General features: G+C 62.4%; 18 protein-coding genes. 11 read left to right on the top strand and 7 right to left on the bottom strand.

Annotation, left to right across the window (positions count from 1 at the left end):
• Window positions 1–4: 4 nt before the first annotated feature.
• From LFT44_RS09365 to LFT44_RS22075, 3 genes are all read right to left on the bottom strand, one after another.
• Window positions 5–1,081 (bottom strand): MFS transporter, encoded by a 1,077-nt coding sequence (locus LFT44_RS09365; RefSeq protein WP_272910886.1) that lies wholly within the window; start codon window positions 1,079–1,081, stop codon window positions 5–7.
• A complete protein-coding gene (locus tag LFT44_RS21980) occupies window positions 964–1,356 on the bottom strand; it encodes an MFS transporter (RefSeq protein WP_272910885.1) in 393 nt (130 codons plus the stop codon). Before LFT44_RS21980 ends, LFT44_RS09365 begins: the two co-directional genes overlap by 118 nt.
• 179 nt (window positions 1,357–1,535) lie before the next feature.
• Entirely contained in the window at window positions 1,536–1,982 is a 447-nt protein-coding gene (locus LFT44_RS22075; protein WP_336885562.1) for a hypothetical protein, read from the bottom strand.
• A gap of 350 nt (window positions 1,983–2,332) precedes the next feature.
• On the opposite strand from LFT44_RS22075, the gene LFT44_RS09355 reads away from it, so the two are divergent.
• Both LFT44_RS09355 and LFT44_RS09350 read left to right on the top strand, forming a co-directional pair.
• Entirely contained in the window at window positions 2,333–3,286 is a 954-nt protein-coding gene (locus LFT44_RS09355; RefSeq protein WP_236802477.1) for a CAP domain-containing protein, read from the top strand.
• A gap of 348 nt (window positions 3,287–3,634) precedes the next feature.
• The gene (locus LFT44_RS09350; RefSeq protein WP_236802475.1) at window positions 3,635–4,267 is read left to right on the top strand and encodes a hypothetical protein; all 633 of its coding nucleotides are present in this window, start codon (window positions 3,635–3,637) and stop codon (window positions 4,265–4,267) included.
• Between the two features lie 63 nt (window positions 4,268–4,330).
• Here the strand turns inward: LFT44_RS09350 and LFT44_RS09345 are convergent, their stop codons facing one another.
• A complete protein-coding gene (locus tag LFT44_RS09345; RefSeq protein WP_236802474.1) occupies window positions 4,331–4,603 on the bottom strand; it encodes a hypothetical protein in 273 nt (90 codons plus the stop codon).
• Window positions 4,604–5,057: 454 nt separating this feature from the next.
• On the opposite strand from LFT44_RS09345, the gene LFT44_RS09340 reads away from it, so the two are divergent.
• Entirely contained in the window at window positions 5,058–5,795 is a 738-nt protein-coding gene (locus LFT44_RS09340) for a mycothiol-dependent nitroreductase Rv2466c family protein (protein ID WP_236802472.1), read from the top strand.
• 20 nt (window positions 5,796–5,815) lie between these two features.
• Window positions 5,816–6,310: an SRPBCC family protein gene (locus LFT44_RS09335; RefSeq protein ID WP_236802470.1), complete on the top strand. Its 495-nt coding sequence runs from the start codon at window positions 5,816–5,818 to the stop codon at window positions 6,308–6,310.
• Window positions 6,311–6,402: 92 nt separating this feature from the next.
• Here LFT44_RS09335 and LFT44_RS09330 read toward each other — a convergent pair whose 3' ends face one another.
• The 3 genes from LFT44_RS09330 to LFT44_RS09320 form a co-directional block, all read right to left on the bottom strand.
• Complete coding sequence (locus tag LFT44_RS09330; protein WP_236802469.1) at window positions 6,403–7,305, bottom strand: NAD(P)-dependent oxidoreductase; 903 nt, start codon at window positions 7,303–7,305, stop codon at window positions 6,403–6,405.
• A 35-nt stretch (window positions 7,306–7,340) separates the two neighbouring features.
• Window positions 7,341–8,267, bottom strand: a complete 927-nt coding sequence (locus tag LFT44_RS09325) for an SDR family NAD(P)-dependent oxidoreductase (protein ID WP_236802467.1) — start codon at window positions 8,265–8,267, stop codon at window positions 7,341–7,343.
• A 200-nt stretch (window positions 8,268–8,467) separates the two neighbouring features.
• Window positions 8,468–9,295, bottom strand: a complete 828-nt coding sequence (locus LFT44_RS09320) for a helix-turn-helix domain-containing protein (RefSeq protein WP_236802465.1) — start codon at window positions 9,293–9,295, stop codon at window positions 8,468–8,470.
• A gap of 91 nt (window positions 9,296–9,386) precedes the next feature.
• Between LFT44_RS09320 and LFT44_RS09315 the strand changes: the two genes are divergently transcribed.
• From LFT44_RS09315 to LFT44_RS09285, 7 genes are all read left to right on the top strand, one after another.
• Window positions 9,387–9,980 carry an HD domain-containing protein gene (locus LFT44_RS09315; protein ID WP_236802463.1) on the top strand — a complete coding sequence of 198 codons (594 nt, stop codon included), beginning with the start codon at window positions 9,387–9,389 and terminating at the stop codon, window positions 9,978–9,980.
• Between the two features lie 181 nt (window positions 9,981–10,161).
• On the top strand, window positions 10,162–11,094 hold the full coding sequence (locus tag LFT44_RS09310; RefSeq protein WP_236802461.1) for a GlxA family transcriptional regulator: 933 nt from the start codon (window positions 10,162–10,164) through the stop codon (window positions 11,092–11,094).
• 573 nt (window positions 11,095–11,667) lie between these two features.
• Window positions 11,668–12,501: an alpha/beta fold hydrolase gene (locus LFT44_RS09305; protein ID WP_236802460.1), complete on the top strand. Its 834-nt coding sequence runs from the start codon at window positions 11,668–11,670 to the stop codon at window positions 12,499–12,501.
• Window positions 12,502–12,590: 89 nt separating this feature from the next.
• Window positions 12,591–13,148: an NAD(P)H-dependent oxidoreductase gene (locus LFT44_RS09300; RefSeq protein WP_236802458.1), complete on the top strand. Its 558-nt coding sequence runs from the start codon at window positions 12,591–12,593 to the stop codon at window positions 13,146–13,148.
• A gap of 39 nt (window positions 13,149–13,187) precedes the next feature.
• Window positions 13,188–14,192 carry a quinone oxidoreductase family protein gene (locus tag LFT44_RS09295; RefSeq protein WP_236802456.1) on the top strand — a complete coding sequence of 335 codons (1,005 nt, stop codon included), beginning with the start codon at window positions 13,188–13,190 and terminating at the stop codon, window positions 14,190–14,192.
• Window positions 14,193–14,258: 66 nt separating this feature from the next.
• Window positions 14,259–14,993, top strand: a complete 735-nt coding sequence (locus tag LFT44_RS09290) for an SDR family oxidoreductase (RefSeq protein WP_236802454.1) — start codon at window positions 14,259–14,261, stop codon at window positions 14,991–14,993.
• Between the two features lie 102 nt (window positions 14,994–15,095).
• Window positions 15,096–15,941, top strand: a complete 846-nt coding sequence (locus LFT44_RS09285; RefSeq protein ID WP_336885643.1) for a helix-turn-helix transcriptional regulator — start codon at window positions 15,096–15,098, stop codon at window positions 15,939–15,941.
• Window positions 15,942–15,986 lie beyond the last annotated feature (45 nt).

Raw genomic sequence — 15,986 nt, 5'->3', positions numbered from 1 at the left:
ACCTTCAGAGGGTATTCCGCCTGCGTGTGTCTGCCTTAGCCTTTTCCGGTTGCCCCGCCCGGGATCGGCCGGCGGCCAGCGGCCTGTCACCGCCGCGCCGCAGTGTCAGCATCACCAGGCCAGCGGCCAGCAGGCAACACGCCAGGAAGATGGAGGTTGCCAGGAAACTGCCTTGCGTCACATCCTGCAGGAAGCCGCCCACGTAGGGTCCGACGAATCCACCAAGGTTGCCTACCGCGTTGATCAATCCCATGGCGGCACCGGCAACGGCCACCGGCATCGCACGCGACGCGGAAGCCCAGAAGGGACCGTCATAGGCCAGGGCGCCTGCGACGGCGATGCTGATAAGCGTGACGGCAAGAACGGGCATGTTGTCGCCGGTTGCAACCGAAACCACCAACGCGACAGCTCCCACTGCCATCGACAGCAGCACGTGCGTGGAGTAGCGGCCGGAACGGTCGGCTGCTTTGGCGTTGTACCAGAGGCCGAACATTGCCAACACGTATGGAATTGCCGTAATCAGGCCAACCTCCAGGGAGGACCCGGAGGTGATCGTCTTGATTACGTGGGGAAGCCAGATGTTGATGCCGTAGAAGCCGATCTGTATGAGGAAATACACCAGGGTCAGTCGCCACACGACACTGTTTGACAGAACCTGCCGCAGTCCGAGCTTCTCCTGCTGGGGATGTGCCGCTGCGTCAGCAGCAAGTCCCTTCTCGATGTATTCGCGCTCCTGTACCGAGCACCACTTTGCTTCGCGCGGGTGGTCGGCGATCAGGGCCCACCAAAGGGGGGCCGCGATGATGAACGGGAAAATGCCTTCGATGATGAACAGCCATCGCCAGTCCGAGAATGAGAGGATCCACCCGGACAGGGGCGCCGTGATGATGGAAGCGATCGCGATATTCATCATCCAGAGCGCATAAGCGCGCGCCCGCTCGGCGGCGGGGAACCAGTGGCTGATCAGTACAAGGATCGCAGGCCAGTTCCTCGGCCTCGGCGACGCCGAGGAAGAAGCGCACCACCAGCAGCTGGGTGAAGTCCTGGATGAATCCGGAAAGGACAGCCAGCACGCCCCCAAATGAGCACCATGATGCCCACGAACTTCTTGGCACTCCAGTGCTCGGCGAGATGCCCGCCTGGTATCTGCAGGACGAGATAGCCGATGAAGAAGATACCTGCCGCCAGGCCCTGCTGGGCGGCGTCGATGCCCAGGTCCTGATGGAGCCCGTTCAGGGCGAAACCGATATTTGTCCTGTCCATGAACGAGATGATGTAGACGATGATAGCGACGGGAATCAGCCGCTTCCACCGGGTATTACCCACTGCCACTGCTGCCGTTACGTTCTGTGCCATAGGAAATGCTCCTTCGCGATATGGCTTATCAGACCGCGCCCCAGTACGCCTGTTGCTCTTACGCAGGCTTGTCGGGCCCCCGTTCCACCATGCAGGCGGAAATGAGCACGATTCCGGGTGGAACTGCATCGAGATGCGATAACTGCTGTGCAGGCTGTTTTCGCCCGAGAATCTAGCTTTTATTTTTTCGCAACTATTGCAAATGCGCAAGAAGTAATGGCCACCTCTTCTGAAAGCCCGGGAAGTCCGGAATCCGCGAGGTGAGCACTGAGCCGGATGCGTACGACGGCGGGTGGGCTCCCGCCGTCGTACGCTTCCCGATCGCCGTTCAAGCCAGGGCGGGGAACCTGGGTAGGTGCGTTGGGCCAGACTGTAAGTATGAAGAAGCTTCTGTGGGTAGCACTTTCGGTGTTCGCCGTCATTTGCGCCGTGGCTGTGATGTTGCTGCTGTCGGGCGGTCTCCGTTGATGATCAAGCCCGCCTGCTTGGTGGATCAGGCCGGCTACAGGGTTGGTCGTTGTCGCCAACACGTTGGTGCCCAACAGGTACGACAGCAACGCGTGGCGCAAGACTTTGCCCTGGATCGCGTCGGTTTTGAGGCCAGTATCTGAGACTTGGAAGGTCATACCCACGGTGAAGGCCTGGTCTGCGAAGTCCAAGTACCGCGGCCGCTTGCTTTCGTTGGCTGCAGGCCCCCGTTCGGTACGTCTAGTTGCTGCAGCCCATTCCACTGCAAGGGCCTCATTTTCCGTTACGGCAGCGGCGAGCTGCCTGGGCCAGAGGTAGGCGCGGCGGCGGGGAGGCAGTTCCGGGGCGCCGCACCGATGAAGGGCGCGGGGTAGCCGCGGCAGCCGGACTTCCGCAGATTCTGCCAAGACTTTCCGCAGCATCACCACAAATCGGCGGTCCGCGCGATGGGGCCGGGGCAGACTTGTTCCGTCTCCCGGTATTACCCCCGGCCCCAATCAAGGTATCCATGAAATTCACTTCTTCGCGCATGTCCGCGGCAACCCTCGGGCTGCTCCTCACTCTGCCCTCCGGCCTTGCCGCCGCCACCGCTTCCGTCGCCGCGCCGGTCCCCGCCGTCGTCCCGGCCACAACCATCGCCGACTCGTTCACCAAGCAAACCTTCGACCTCATCAACGCCGAACGCGCAAAGGTTGGATCGCGGCCCTTCGTATGGAACCAGAAGATCGCCGACGTCTCCCAGGACTGGGCCAAGCAGCTGGGCGTAGCTACGATGGATACCAACTTCGACTTCGCCACCATCCACCGCGCCGACGCCGGCGGCAATGAGATCCCGGCCGGTGCCACCTGGTACCGCGAGAACATCGGGTTCAACTTCAGCCCCGCCCAGCTCGTGAACTGGTGGATGAATTCCCCTGGCCACAAGGCCGCGATGCTCGATCCGCGCGGCACGGACGCAGGCATTGGCTACGTCGTCCCTACCACCGGACCCTACGCAGGCTGGCACCTGATGGTCTCCAACATGGCGGCCTACCCCACCACCCAGATTCCGTCATCCCCGGCTCCGCCCACTGCCCCAACGACGATTTCCTATGAGGGGCATGTTCAAAAAATTGGTTGGCAGTCCAGCGTGTCGAACGGCGAAACCGCTGGCAGTGTAGGACAAGCGCTCAGGCTGGAAGCGCTCCGCTTTTCTACATCAGGACAGACGGTTCGAGCGCATATCCAGGATACTGGCTGGCAAAATTACAGCACTGGAGCGACAACAATTGGTACTACCGGGTTGGCACTTCGCATGGAAGCAATACAAATCAAATCCACAATTGCCGGTGAGACAATCCGATGCCAAGCACATGTTCAAAATATTGGCTGGATGCCCGAGGTTGGTGATGGTGAGGTTTGCGGAACCACCGGCCAGGGACTCCGTCTTGAAGCAGTACGCTTCCGGGTAGTGCGACAGTAGGAATCTCATGTAGCTGAGTGGGCCGCTACGGGTTTCGAGAACGGCGTCCTGGGCTACCCGCCATCAGGCGAGGTTCCCGCCAACCGCGGCGTTTACCAGACCGGCCCCAACGGCAACGTGGCGCAGAACTTCCAGAACGGCGCCATCCGCTGGGGTCCCGCCGGCTCCGGCAACGCCTACTAGGAACATGACACCTAAGCACCCCTTCCTGCCACCGCGGGAGGGGTGCTGTCCTGTCCGGGCGGTTACCGGCCTCTGCGTAAAACTGTCTGTGGCAGGTGGAACTGGCTACTAGGCTGTCCATGGGCGCCCGAAGTGCCTGTTACTTTGACCCGAAAGCAGTGTCCGTTGGAAAACCGCATCACCCTCATGGCCACGCTGGCCGGCCTGGTCCTGAGCGCCTCAGCCTGCGCTCCCTCAAGCACGGCGCCCACGGCCACCGCCCCCGCCGCTTCTGCACCGGCGACCACCTCCACGGCCGTCGCGTCCTCCGCACCTGTGGGCTGGGGACTGAACCCCAAGGGTGCAGCGGACCGGATCAAAGCCGCAGGACTGCAAGTACTCAACGCCGAAGGCGCCGCCGAACACTTCCATGCGCACCTGGACATCTTCACGGACAGCAAACCCGTGACCGTCCCGGCCGACATCGGCTTCAGCTTCAACCCTGCCGGCCAGCCCAATGGAATCTCCGCGCTCCACAGTCACGACGAAACCGGCATCATCCACATTGAGGCACCCACCGCCGGCGCCACCTACACCCTCGGACAGTTCCTCACCGAATGGGGTGTCCTTGACGGCACCGACAAGAACCAAGGAACGCCACATTCGAACATCGACGGGTGGAACGTGGCGGTCAACGGGACCAAGCGGGACGGGAAGATCACCGACGTCGTCCTGAAAGCCCATGACGAAATCGTGCTGTTCCACGGCACAGCCCCGAATCCTCTTCCTGCCTCGTATACATTCACTGGCGGCCTGTAGGCGCCCAACTGACGGCGCCAAAAAGCCCCGGACCAGTGGTGGTCCGGGGCTCCGCAGATCAACTTACCGCTCTATGGTGACGTTGAGATCCAGATGGATGTTCTCGCTGGCGAGTCGGTCTTGCAGGTACTGGGCGAGGCTGGCGTCGGTGGCTGTGTGCGGTCCCTTCGGGACGGCCCCGCGGAAGACGGCCTGGGTGTTCGTTGAGCGGAGCACGTCCAGTGGCGTTGACCGGAGGTGTCCGTCGGTTAGGCGTTCGATGTCGGTGCGGAAGGTGCGTCGGTGGTCCTCGCGCATGGAGGCGCACATGGTGAATGGAATGAAAGCTACGGGCAAGGGGGTCCTTTCGAGCGAGGCAGCCAGCGGTCGGCGCCTCACGATGTACAAGGCAGAAACGGCCCCTTCTATTCCTTCCCAGCCGCAGGGCCGAAACCCCTTGGTCTTTCCCCACTCTCAAGTAGCAGGATCACGTCGAGGTGGGTGGGCACTAAGCCCCTAGCCCGGTTCCAGGAGGAGACCTAGCCTATATACCGCCCTACCACTGTCCATGCTGCGCCCTTGTCGAGGCTCCGCACTTCTGGGCCGAGAACTACTACGCCGCCGCTGATGCGATCGTCCGCGTTGATGGCCGTAAGGTCTACCTCTCGCTTGACCGCCAGGGCCTCGACGCCCAGCAGTGAGCCGTCCTGGAGTTGGTGCATTTCCAGGCGCTTCGCGGCACACTAGGGGCATCCGAACCGGGGTTTCCGTTGATTAGACGAGAGTTACCACCCAATGTAAGGGTGGAAGCATGGATGCCGATGTTAACTTCTATTTCGACCCGGTGTGCCCTTTCGCCTGGATGACCAGCAAATGGGTGCGGCAGGTGCAGGCGCAGCGCGACTATACGGTGGACTGGCGGTTTATCTCGTTGCGTCTGGTCAACTCGAACGTTGACTATGACGCGCATTTCCCGCCTGAGTACGAGGCCGGACATACGGCTGGGTTGCGGCTTTTGCGGGTGGCGGCCCGGGCTCGGGCGGAGCACGGTCGCGAATCGATGGCAGGGTTGTATGCCGCGTTCGGCAGACACATTTTTGAAACTGCGCCGGACCCAACGATTAAGCACAATGAGGCTGAAGTCCGGGAGCGGCGTGGGACACGCGGGTTCGTTGAGCCAATCCTTGCGGAGGCCGGCCTGCCCCGGGCACTGGCGGAAGCTCTCGACGACGAGTCCTGGGACAGCGAGATCCGGCAGGAGACGGATGAAGCACTGGCGTTGACGGGCAAGGATGTGGGCACGCCCATCATTCACTTTGAACCCCCCGCCGGCGTGGCCTTCTTCGGGCCCGTCATCAGCAGGCTGCCGGACGAAGACTCGGCCACCGAGCTCTGGGACCATGTAGTCGGCCTCGCCCGTTTCCCTGGGTTCGCCGAGCTAAAGCGCAGTCTGCGCGAACAGCCACAGCTTCCTGCCCTCGGGTTCACGCCGGGTACGGTCGGCAAGCAAGAGGACTGGCACGGCGGCAGCCGACGGCAGAAGAAATAAGCGTCTGCAAGGATGGATGCATGAATACGGCAAACACGCGCCATCACCAGGAGTCAGTCACGGTCAACGCTTCAGCGGAGATGCTTTACGACCTGGTCTCCGACATCACCCGCACCGGTGAGTGGAGCCCGGTCTGTACTTCGTGCTGGTGGGACAACGAGTCCAGCGCCGGGCAGGTCGGTGCCTGGTTCACCGGGCGCAACGAGCTCCCGCACCGGACCTGGGAGACCCGGTCGCAGGTGGTGGCCGCCGAGCGCGGCCGGGAATTCGCCTGGGTGGTGGGTGGCAGCTATGTCCGCTGGGGCTTCACCCTTACACCGGCAGGAACCAGGACGATCCTGACCGAGTCGTGGCACTTTCTGCCGGCCGGGATCGCCATGTTCGAGGAGAAGTTCGGCGACCGGGCGTCCGCTGAGATCGCGGACCGAACGCAGCAGGCGCTCGACGGGATCCCGAAGACGCTCGCCGTGATCAAGCGAATCGCCGAACCGCTCGCCGCGAGTAACGTGACCTGATCATGTCCAGCTCACTCACGGCCTCCCCGTGGCCGCGGTGACCGGGCGGCAGGTCAAGACAGCAGGCCAAGGGCTATCAGGGGTCGCGTGATTCAGCTTGCGCGGCTCGCCCCTGCGACGAGTCGGGCCGCGTCCGCAAGGCCGTTCGCCCCCGCCCGCGCGTAGCGGTCAATGGTGGCAACATCCTGGCCGCGGCTTGTCATCGCTTCGGTAAAGAGGTCCATGTCAATTACCTGCAGGATTTTGAGGTGTTCGGCGTTGTCGGTCGTGACGGCGCCGGTGAGTGCCTCAAGCGCGAAGCTTCGGCCGGTTCCGGAGAGCAGCAGATCCATCAGGGGCCCCATGTTCAGCTTCAGATTGTTGGCCAGCGCCAGGATGTCTTGGGCGTTTTTCTGGTTCATCATGAGGAGGGCATTATTGAGGAGCTTGCCGGTTTGACCGGACCCGACCGCCCCCATGTGTGTGATCTTCGCAGAAAAGGCCGCAAGAACAGGCCTGACCGTCTCCAAGGCCTGGATGGGCCCGCCGACTATGGTCGTCAACTGCCGGGCTTCGGCCCCGGGCCGCCCACCGCTGACCGGGGCGTCCAGCACCAGCACCCGCGAAGTCGCTGCCCGCTGGGCCATCGACACGGCGTAACCCGGAAGTCCGGTGCCGTGATTGATCAGGATGGCGCCCGGAGCAAGGCTTTCCAGCAGGCCGCCAGTGGTGAGAACCTCTTCGATGTCGGAGTCCTCCCGAAGGCAGAGTCCGACGACGTTAGTGGCGGCCCCCAGCCCGGCAACGGTGTCATGCCGGACGTATGGCAGACCTTGGAGGGCGGCGAGGGAGGCTTCGCGCCGGACCCAGACATGCAGCTGAAATCCTGCGGCCGCGATGGCTCGGGCCATGGGCGCGCCCTGGTCTCCGAGGCCTACCCAGCCCACTTTCGGGTCGTGCAAAAGCATGTTCGGGTCGGTGGGTTCCCAAAGAGTGTCTTGTCCGGTGGTGCGCATGTCTTGCTCCCTTCGTCCTGGAGAGTTGAAGTCGTTCATTTAGCACCCTGTGCCAGGAGTTCCGCAGAGAGGTCCCAGAGGCGCCGGGCGTTAGCCGGGTCGAGGGCGTAGGGAGCCACCCCGGTGTAGTCCGGGCCGCGGTGGTCCACGACGGCGGCCTCGTTGACGTCCTCAAAGTAGCGGCCGCCGATGCCTTCCAGGTCCGGGGAAGTGGCGACATACAGGGTGGTGGCTGCACCCTGCTGAGGCGTCTTCCGGCGCTCGAGCGGGGTCCGGAGGCCTCCGGTGTGGCGTTGAAGATTTGTGGCAATGGCGCCGGGCATAACTGCATTTGAAGTAATGCCGTCTCGTGCCCAGCGCTCAGTTGCCGCGACCGCGAAGAGTGTCGAGGCCGTCTTGGACTGGCCGTAGGCCAGGAACGGGTCGTAGGGGACGAAGTTGAAGTGTGGATCGTCAAACAACACGGGGGCAAACAAGTGGCCGCTGGAACTCAGGGAAACAATCCGGGCATTTCCGGCCTCTGCCAGGGCTGAGTGCAGGGCGTTGGCGAGGGCGAAATGACCGAGGTGGTTGGTGGCAAACTGCATCTCCCAGCCTTCCGGGGTCCGTTCCAGCTCCGGCAGGGCCATGACGCCGGCGTTGTGGACCAGAACGTGGAGTGGACCGCTCCACTGCGCGGCGAATCGGGAGATAGTGGACAGGTCCGAAAGGTTCACCCTGGCCACAAAGATGTTCGGATTGCCGGTTGAACTCCGGAGATCGGCTGCAACCGGTGCCGCTGCGTTGATGTTGCGGACCGCGAGAGTGACCTCGGCTCCGATGTTGGCGAATGCACGGGCGGTCTCAATGCCGATGCCGGAGGCGCCGCCGGTGATTACGACACGTTTACCAGTGAAATCGATGCCTTCCGTGACGTCGGAGGCGGTTGAGCTGAACCCGTACTTGGTGGAGATTCGTGTCATGGTGATGAGCTTTCTTGCGACGGATAGGAGTCGTGGACTTAAGGCAAAGCACGCTCGACAGCAGCAATTTCCAAGGGGAAAGGCTTCGGTGAGGGGGCTATGACTCAGTGTGCGCTCGTCGAGAAGGGGCAGCCAGAACCATGGGTTTCATATGAATGCCAGGGCTACCCTGAGGAATCGTCCTGGTTCCTTGTCGAATTTCAGTCCGCTTGTGGAAGGGTGGCAGCCAACCGTTGCAGGGCCAGCTCGGATCGGCTCCCGGGCTCGGCGTGGTGAACGACAAGAAGGTGCCCGTCCGTGCCGGTAACTGCCAGTTTCTCGTGAAAGAGCTCCATGTCTCCCACCAGTGGATGGTGAAGGAGACGTTTCCCCGCGACTTTCGGGCGCACATCGTGGCGGGCCCACAATTGAAGGAAGTAGGGACTGCTCTTTGCCAGGCCAGAGAGCAGTCCCTCAAGTGCAGGGTCGTTGACCCGCTCCCCCACCGAGGCCCTTAAACCGGCAGTGGCCTCCTCCATGACCTGTTCCCAGTCCTCGTAAAGCTCCCGCTCGGCAGGGTCCAGGAACGCTTCCCGGAGCACGTTCGTCCCCACTTTGTTCCTCGGCGACAGCGCGACTGCCAACGAGTTGGCGGCGAGGACGTTCATGAAGCGGTCCTGCACGAAAGCCGGGACATGGGCCAAGGTCTTCAGTAGATGCGAAAGCCCTGTATCAACGCCTGTTGTCTCTTCCACCCCTGTCACAGCCACGGAGGCCGGCCGCGCCAAACGGTGCAGATGCAGGGTCGACGGCGGATCCAGGCGCAGGGCCCGGGCAAGGGCATCGAGAATCTGCGGGGACGGGTGGTGGTCTTTTCCCTGCTCGAGCCGCACGTAGTAATCAACGCTGATACCCGCCAGCCCTGCGACTTCCTCACGTCGAAGACCCGGGACCCGCCGCCGGCCAAAGCCGCCGAGACCAACATCTTCCGGGCTGACAAGGCCCCGACGGGCCTGCAGGTATTGGCTGAAAGCCTGGTTTTTCGCCACCTTCCCAATCTACGCTCGCCCTGGACAGGTGGCGGACTCTCTCCACTGTCCTTAACGTGGCAGGGCGAGGAACTCCCATACGCTAAAGATTATGAATACCGATAGCGATGTACTTGCTGCTGCCGAGGACTGGTTGGTCGGGCTCTTGCAACCGCCCATCTTCAACCATTGCGCACGGGTGTTTGAATATGCCCGAGCCATCGCTGCGCGCGAGGGCTGGGCTGTTGACATTGCGGCTCTGCGCATCGCTTCCCTTTTCCATGATGCCGGGACCGCTGATGAGTACGACGGCCCGCAGCGGTTTGAAGTCGAAGGTGCGGACGCGGCCGCGGCGTTCCTGACCACCCACGGGTGGGAAGCAGGCCGGGTAGACTCGGTGTGGGAAGCCATTGCGCTGCACACCTCACCTCAGATTGCTGAGCGCCGGGGACCCGTAGCGAGGTACCTCCGCCTCGGCGTTCGGGCCGACTTCGGGGATGACACCCTGCTGCCTCGTGCGGAGAAGCACCGCTCCGAGGTCCAAGCGAAGTATCCGCGGCTGATGATCGAGCAGTGCCTGGGCCAGGCAGTCGTTGAACAGGCATTGCGCAATCCGGAGAAGGCACCTCCATCCTCCTGGCCCGGTGGGCTGCTGCAGGCTCATCTGGGCACAAATCATGTCCAGGGGATCAACCCCGCCTTCTAGCCGCTGCTCAAGCAGTTGCATAGAGTGTGGCCTGTTGTGAACTGATCGGTTCAGGATCCATGATGGGAAAGGCGCCCAAACGAGTGCCTGGAGGCGTGGGCAACGCCGGATGCGAGGACTGCTGAGACAAGTGAGTGAACGAGGCAGGACCATCGGGTTCCTGGTCCACGACAACGTCACGATGATGGACATCGCCGGGCCAGCCGACGTGTTCCATCATGCCAATGCCTTTGGAGCCGACTATAAGACAGTTATGGTTTCAGCGGACGGCCAAGCCAAACGGGCTGCAAACGGGCACTATCTAATGGTGGAAACCACAGCCGGACGGGCAGGTGCGCTCGACACGGTTCTCGTTCCTGGGGCCTACGGCATGGTGGCCAAGCCTTTCGAGCAGGAACTGGTCGATGCCGTTTCCCATCTGACGAACGATGCCAGAAGGATCGCATCTGTTTGCACTGGCGCTTTTCTCCTGGCGCACGCGGGGTTGTTGAACTACCGGAACGCGACAACTCACTGGACCCAGGTCGAGCGGTTCACAAAGTCGTTTCCCTTGGTAAACGTGGTCCCGGATGCCTTGTTTGTGCAGGATGATCCGATCATAACTTCCGCTGGCATCAGTTCCGGCGTGGACTTGGCGTTGTTCATGGTTGAGGACGACTATGGTCCGGACGTAGCCCGCGCCGTCGTCCGGCAAATGGTCATATTCAACCAACGGCCCGGCGGCCAATCACAGCGTTCGGTGGCCGTCGGCGCGAGCTCTTCCCGGGACCACGTCCTAAGGAAACTGTTGGATCAAATCACAGCTGAGCCAGCCGCCGATTACTCGATAGACGCCATGGCCGCAATGACAAATCTCAGCGCCAGCAGCCTTACCCGCAGGTTCCAAGAGGCAACCGGGACCAGTCCGGCCCGGTATGTCGAAAAGGTACGGATCGAAGCCGCGCAGGCAATGCTCCAACGCGGAGCCACTGTTGCCGCAACTGCAGCCGCAACAGGATTCGGAAGTGCAGAGACCTTGAGGCGCGTGTTCACGCAGAAAGTCGGAATGAGTCCCTCCCTGTATCTCGAGCGCCTTATGCCGCGGCACGACGGCGCCGGACACCTCCCCGCGTAACTTCAACAGCCTGACGCTATTTGTGGGTTTCCTGACGGAATCAGCGGGTCCGCTGGCTCTTTCCATGGACGATGCTGGACTCACCGGGGCAATCCGGAGCACCCGCAACCAAAGGAGCAGGCCATGCCCTTCGTAAACGTCAAGCTCGTGGACGGGGTCTTCACCGAAGACGAAAAGCACCGTATGGCGGCAGCGCTGACCGACGTGATGGTGCAGTTCGAAGGATCCGAAGCTTTCCGTGAGGTGCGTCTGGGTCCTCATCGAAGAACTGCACACCGACGGTTGGCACATCGGAGGGCTTCCCTTCCGGGGACCGGCCAGCCTAATGGACGGCCTCGCCCGTTCCAAAAGTCTCTACGAGTCCATCGATGGCCATCCGGTGACCCGGACGGAACTGGCCGAAAAAGCACCCGTTCGGGACCGGTAACCGGTCTGAAGGTTCGGTGAGGCATCTGCTCCGGCAGCGCGCCCTCGCCGAACCAGACAGCCAGTCCCCACCAAAGCCACATCCTCAATTCGGTGTGCAGACAACTGGAGAACATCCGTTCTCCCCTCAAGAAAAGAAACAGAACCATGGGTTTCATCAAAGTCGGTACGGAAAACAGCACAGACGTCGAGCTTTACTACGAGGACCACGGCACCGGACAGCCGGTTGTCCTGATCCATGGCTACCCACTGGATGGTGGGTCATGGGAGAGGCAAAGCGCGGCCCTCCTGAACGCCGGCTACCGCGTCATCACCTACGACCGCCGGGGCTTCGGCAAGTCAAGCAAACCGACCACCGGCTACGACTACGACACCTTCGCAGCCGACCTCAACACCATCCTCGAAACCCTGGACCTGCAGGAGGTCGTCCTGGCGGGCTTCTCGATGGGCACGGGCGAAGTTGGACGGTACATCGGCACCTACGGTGAAGCACGGATAGCCAAGGCAGCCTTCCTTGCGTCCCTCGAACCGTTCCTCCTGCAAACCCAGGACAACGCCACCGGCGTTCCTTCCTCGGTGTTCGACAGCATCCGCAATGCCGCCATCGACGACCGCTACGCCTGGTTCGCCGATTTCTACAAGGATTTCTTCAACACAGACACCTACCTTGGAAGCCGTCTCAGCGAGGAGGCCCTGCACAGCGCATGGAACGTTGCGGTCGGCTCTTCCTGGTACGCCTCCTTCGCCGTCGTCGACTCATGGCTGACGGACTTCCGTGCCGACGTCGAGAAGATCACCGTCCCGGCCCTGATTGTCCACGGAACGGCGGACCACATCCTGCCAATCGACGCAACAGGCCGGGAATTTACCAAGCGGCTTCCATCCGCTGAATATGTGGAGATCCAAGGCGCCCCGCACGGCATGCTCTGGACGCACAGTGGCGAGATCAACGAAATCCTGCTCCGCTTCCTGGACAAGTAGCCAAGCCCTGCCACCCCACAGGAGGGCGTGGAACGGACGCTATACACGCCCTCCTGCGGCTTGCCCCTCAATGAAACGGAACCACCCCTATGACACCTGTACGCCACAGGACGCTGATCCTTCTGGACCATCCCGACCTTTCCACCTCCCGTATCAACAAGGCTCTGGCAACTGCGCTTGAGGATGCACCGGATCTTACTGTGCACGACCTCAGACGCCTGTACCCGGACGGCCACATCGACCTCGCTGCGGAGAGGGCCGCGGTGCAAGCGGCTGGGAACATCGTCCTGCAATACCCAACCCACTGGTACGCGCCCCCGGCATTCCTCAAAACCTGGCTCGATGAGGTGCTCGTCCGGGGCTGGGCCTACGGCACCGGGGCACCCGGAGCCCTCGCGGGCAAGACACTCCGGGTTGCCACCAGCACAGGCGGTGCCGGCGAGGCTTACTCTCCGGACGGCTTTCACGGGTGGGATTACAACGACATCCTCATCCCGCTGCAGGCCACAGCCCGCCGACTCGGAATGCAATGGCTGAACCCCTTCATCCTTCACGGCGTACGGGACCTGACGGACGAACAGCTGCAGGACCTGGCGCAGGACTACAGGAACCTGCTGTCATTGCGCGCCGTGCCGGAGCACGTCTAAGTGATGCCCGCGCTAACCAACACCGATAGGACAACCACAATGAAGAGCATGTCGACCACGGCCTATGGCGGCCCCGAAGTCATTCAGGAAGTCCACCTTCCTACGCCCGAGCCGGCCGCGGGGGAAATAACCATTGATGTCCAGTACGCGGCCGTCGGCCTCATCGATGCCATCATCCGCCGAGGAACTTTCGCCGACCTCGACTACGTCCCGAAGCCCTCCTATGTACCGGGACTCGAAGTCACCGGGACGGTCCGCGCCCTCGGAGAAGGGGTTACCGGCCTGTCAATCGGTGAGCAGGTGGCAACGGTGACACTTCCGCACAGCGGAGGATACGCAGAAGTCGTAGCGGCGCCGGCCGCGCTGGTCGTCTCACTCGAAGGATCCGGCGCTGATCCGGTCCAGGTTGTTGCGGGACTTGGCAACGCCGCAACCGCCTACATGGCACTGACCGAGCTCGGCAACATCCGTGCCGGATCCCGCGTGCTGGTCCACGGCGTCGTTGGCGGCCTCGCCTCCGCGTTTCCCGCCGTCGCCCGAATGCTCGGAGCCAGCCGGGTAGTAGGTACCGTCCGCACCAAGGACAAGGCTAAAGCTGCTATGTCTCTCGGGCTGGACCGTGTCATTGTCTCCGACGAATTTCCCGGCGCCCTCAACGACGAAACCTTCGATCTCGTTATTGACCCCGTCGGAGGAGAGCAGCGCCTCGCCACGCTGGACGTCATGGCACAGCATGCACGCATGCTTGTTGTCGGCAGCGCCGCACAGGACGCCGGCACCATGGTCGACACCAACAGGATCTGGCGCAGCAACATCGGCATCCTGGGCTTCAGCGCCGGGCTGGCCCTGTCCGAAAACCCCGAACGCGGGGCGGCCGCCGGACGAGCGGTCCTGCCTCTCATCGCAGGCGGCCAGCTCACCCTCCCCGTGAACGTGCTTCCGTTGGAAGAAGCTGCCGAGGCGCACGCACGGATGGAAGCACGGACCGTCACGGGCAGACTGATTCTTGCCGTGAGCAGCCATGAACCCATGGGGAGGTACTGACAGGGTGCGGCACTCCCAGGCAGACCTGTCCTTCTCCCGCATCCTCACGTGAATGAGTATCGAAACATGAACCATGAAAACCAAAAGAACATCATCGTCACAGGTGCCAGCAGCGGCATCGGGGCAGCGACTGCCCGCACCCTGGCGGCCCAGGGCCACAGGGTATTCCTCGGCGCGCGACGCGAAAATTCACTACGCACCCTCGTGGCAGACATCCAGCGCGATGGAAGCGAGGCAGGGTACCGCCGACTCGACGTAACAGACCTTGCCGACTTCAAGGATTTCGTGAAAGCCGCCGAAGAGCGCTTTGGCCCGGTCGACGTTCTTGTGAACAACGCCGGCATCATGCCGCTGTCCCCCGTGCATGATCTGCGCATCGAAGAGTGGAACTCCATGATTGACGTGAATCTGCGCGGCGTACTTCATGGCGTGGCAAGTGCTTTACCCGGCATGCGCTCCCGCCGCACCGGCCACATCATCAATGTCGCCTCCGTCGCCGGGATGCGCGTTGATCCGACCGCAGCCATCTATTGCGCAACCAAATACGCTGTACGGGCGTTCTCCGAAGGGCTCCGACAGGAGAACACAGACGTGCGCGTGACCGTGGTTTCGCCCGGCTTCACTCAGACTGAACTAACGGACCAGGGCGGCAACCCCGAAGTCCAAGCAGCTGCCCATGCCGCAGCTGAACAGTTCGGGATTCCCGCTTCTGCCGTGGCGGACGTTATCGCCTTTGCCATCGCCCAGCCGGCAAACGTCGACATCAATGAGCTCGTCGTCCGGCCGACCCGTCAGCAGTAGCCCCTCTGTCCCGACATTTTGACCGAGACACAGCAATAAATCGAGTTGACTGCTGGTGGGCCTGGCGATGCCAGGCCCACCAGCCACTTCTGAAACCAGGAAATGGATATGGCGAAAGACAACGCACTGGGCAATTTCCTTCGGGCCTGTAGAGGGCGGGCAAGCCTGGCCGCCGCAGGCTTTCCTATAACCGGCCCACGCAGAGTACCGGGGTTGCGCCGGGAGGAACTAGCCGTGCTGGCAGGGGTCAGCGCCGACTACTACGCCAGAATCGAACAAGGCCGCGAACGAAACCCCTCCGCCCAAGTCATTGATGCCATCGCGCGCGCCCTGCAGCTGAGCCTGGACGAGCGAAGCCACCTGTACAGGATTGCCAGGCTCTCACCTGACATCGCCCCACGGGACAATACACAGGGTCAGGTCGCCCCCCAGCTTGTGCAGCTCCTGGATCAGTTTCCCGCGGCCGCAGCGTACGTCCTGGGTCCGGCCTTCGACATCCTGGCAGCCAACCACATCGCCTCAGCGCTTCTGGACCCCTTCGGCGGCATGCGCAACATGGTCCGGATTCTGTTCACCCACCCGTTAGCAGACACCATCTTTGATTGGGCCGCGGTGGCACCGGCAACAGTCCACGCGCTGCGGCTCAACGCAGGTCACAGCGCCCACGCCCAGGTCATAGAGCCACTCGTCCAGGACATGCTCCACTTCTCAACCAACTTCCGCGACCTGTGGCAGAGCCAGACCGTCGCCGGACTCGGGAGGGCTTACAAAGTGTTCCACCACCCCCGTGTAGGTCCGGTGAAACTCAACTACCAGACGTTCCATGTCCAGGACGCGCCAGGACAACAGCTCCTGGTGGGATCCCCTGAATCAGGGAGCGTCAGTGCAGACGCCCTGGCACTCCTCGCATCCTTGCCCGGCAGTTGCGGGCCAAGCGCGGGAGGATAGGGCCGCTCCAGCGGCTTCCCAAGAAAGCCACGGACGCCTGTTGCC

The organism is Arthrobacter sp. FW306-05-C, from assembly GCF_021801725.1.
Classification (GTDB): domain Bacteria; phylum Actinomycetota; class Actinomycetes; order Actinomycetales; family Micrococcaceae; genus Arthrobacter.
The sequence above is the reverse complement of the archived record's forward strand: the minus strand, read 5'-3'. Positions and strand labels throughout refer to the sequence as shown.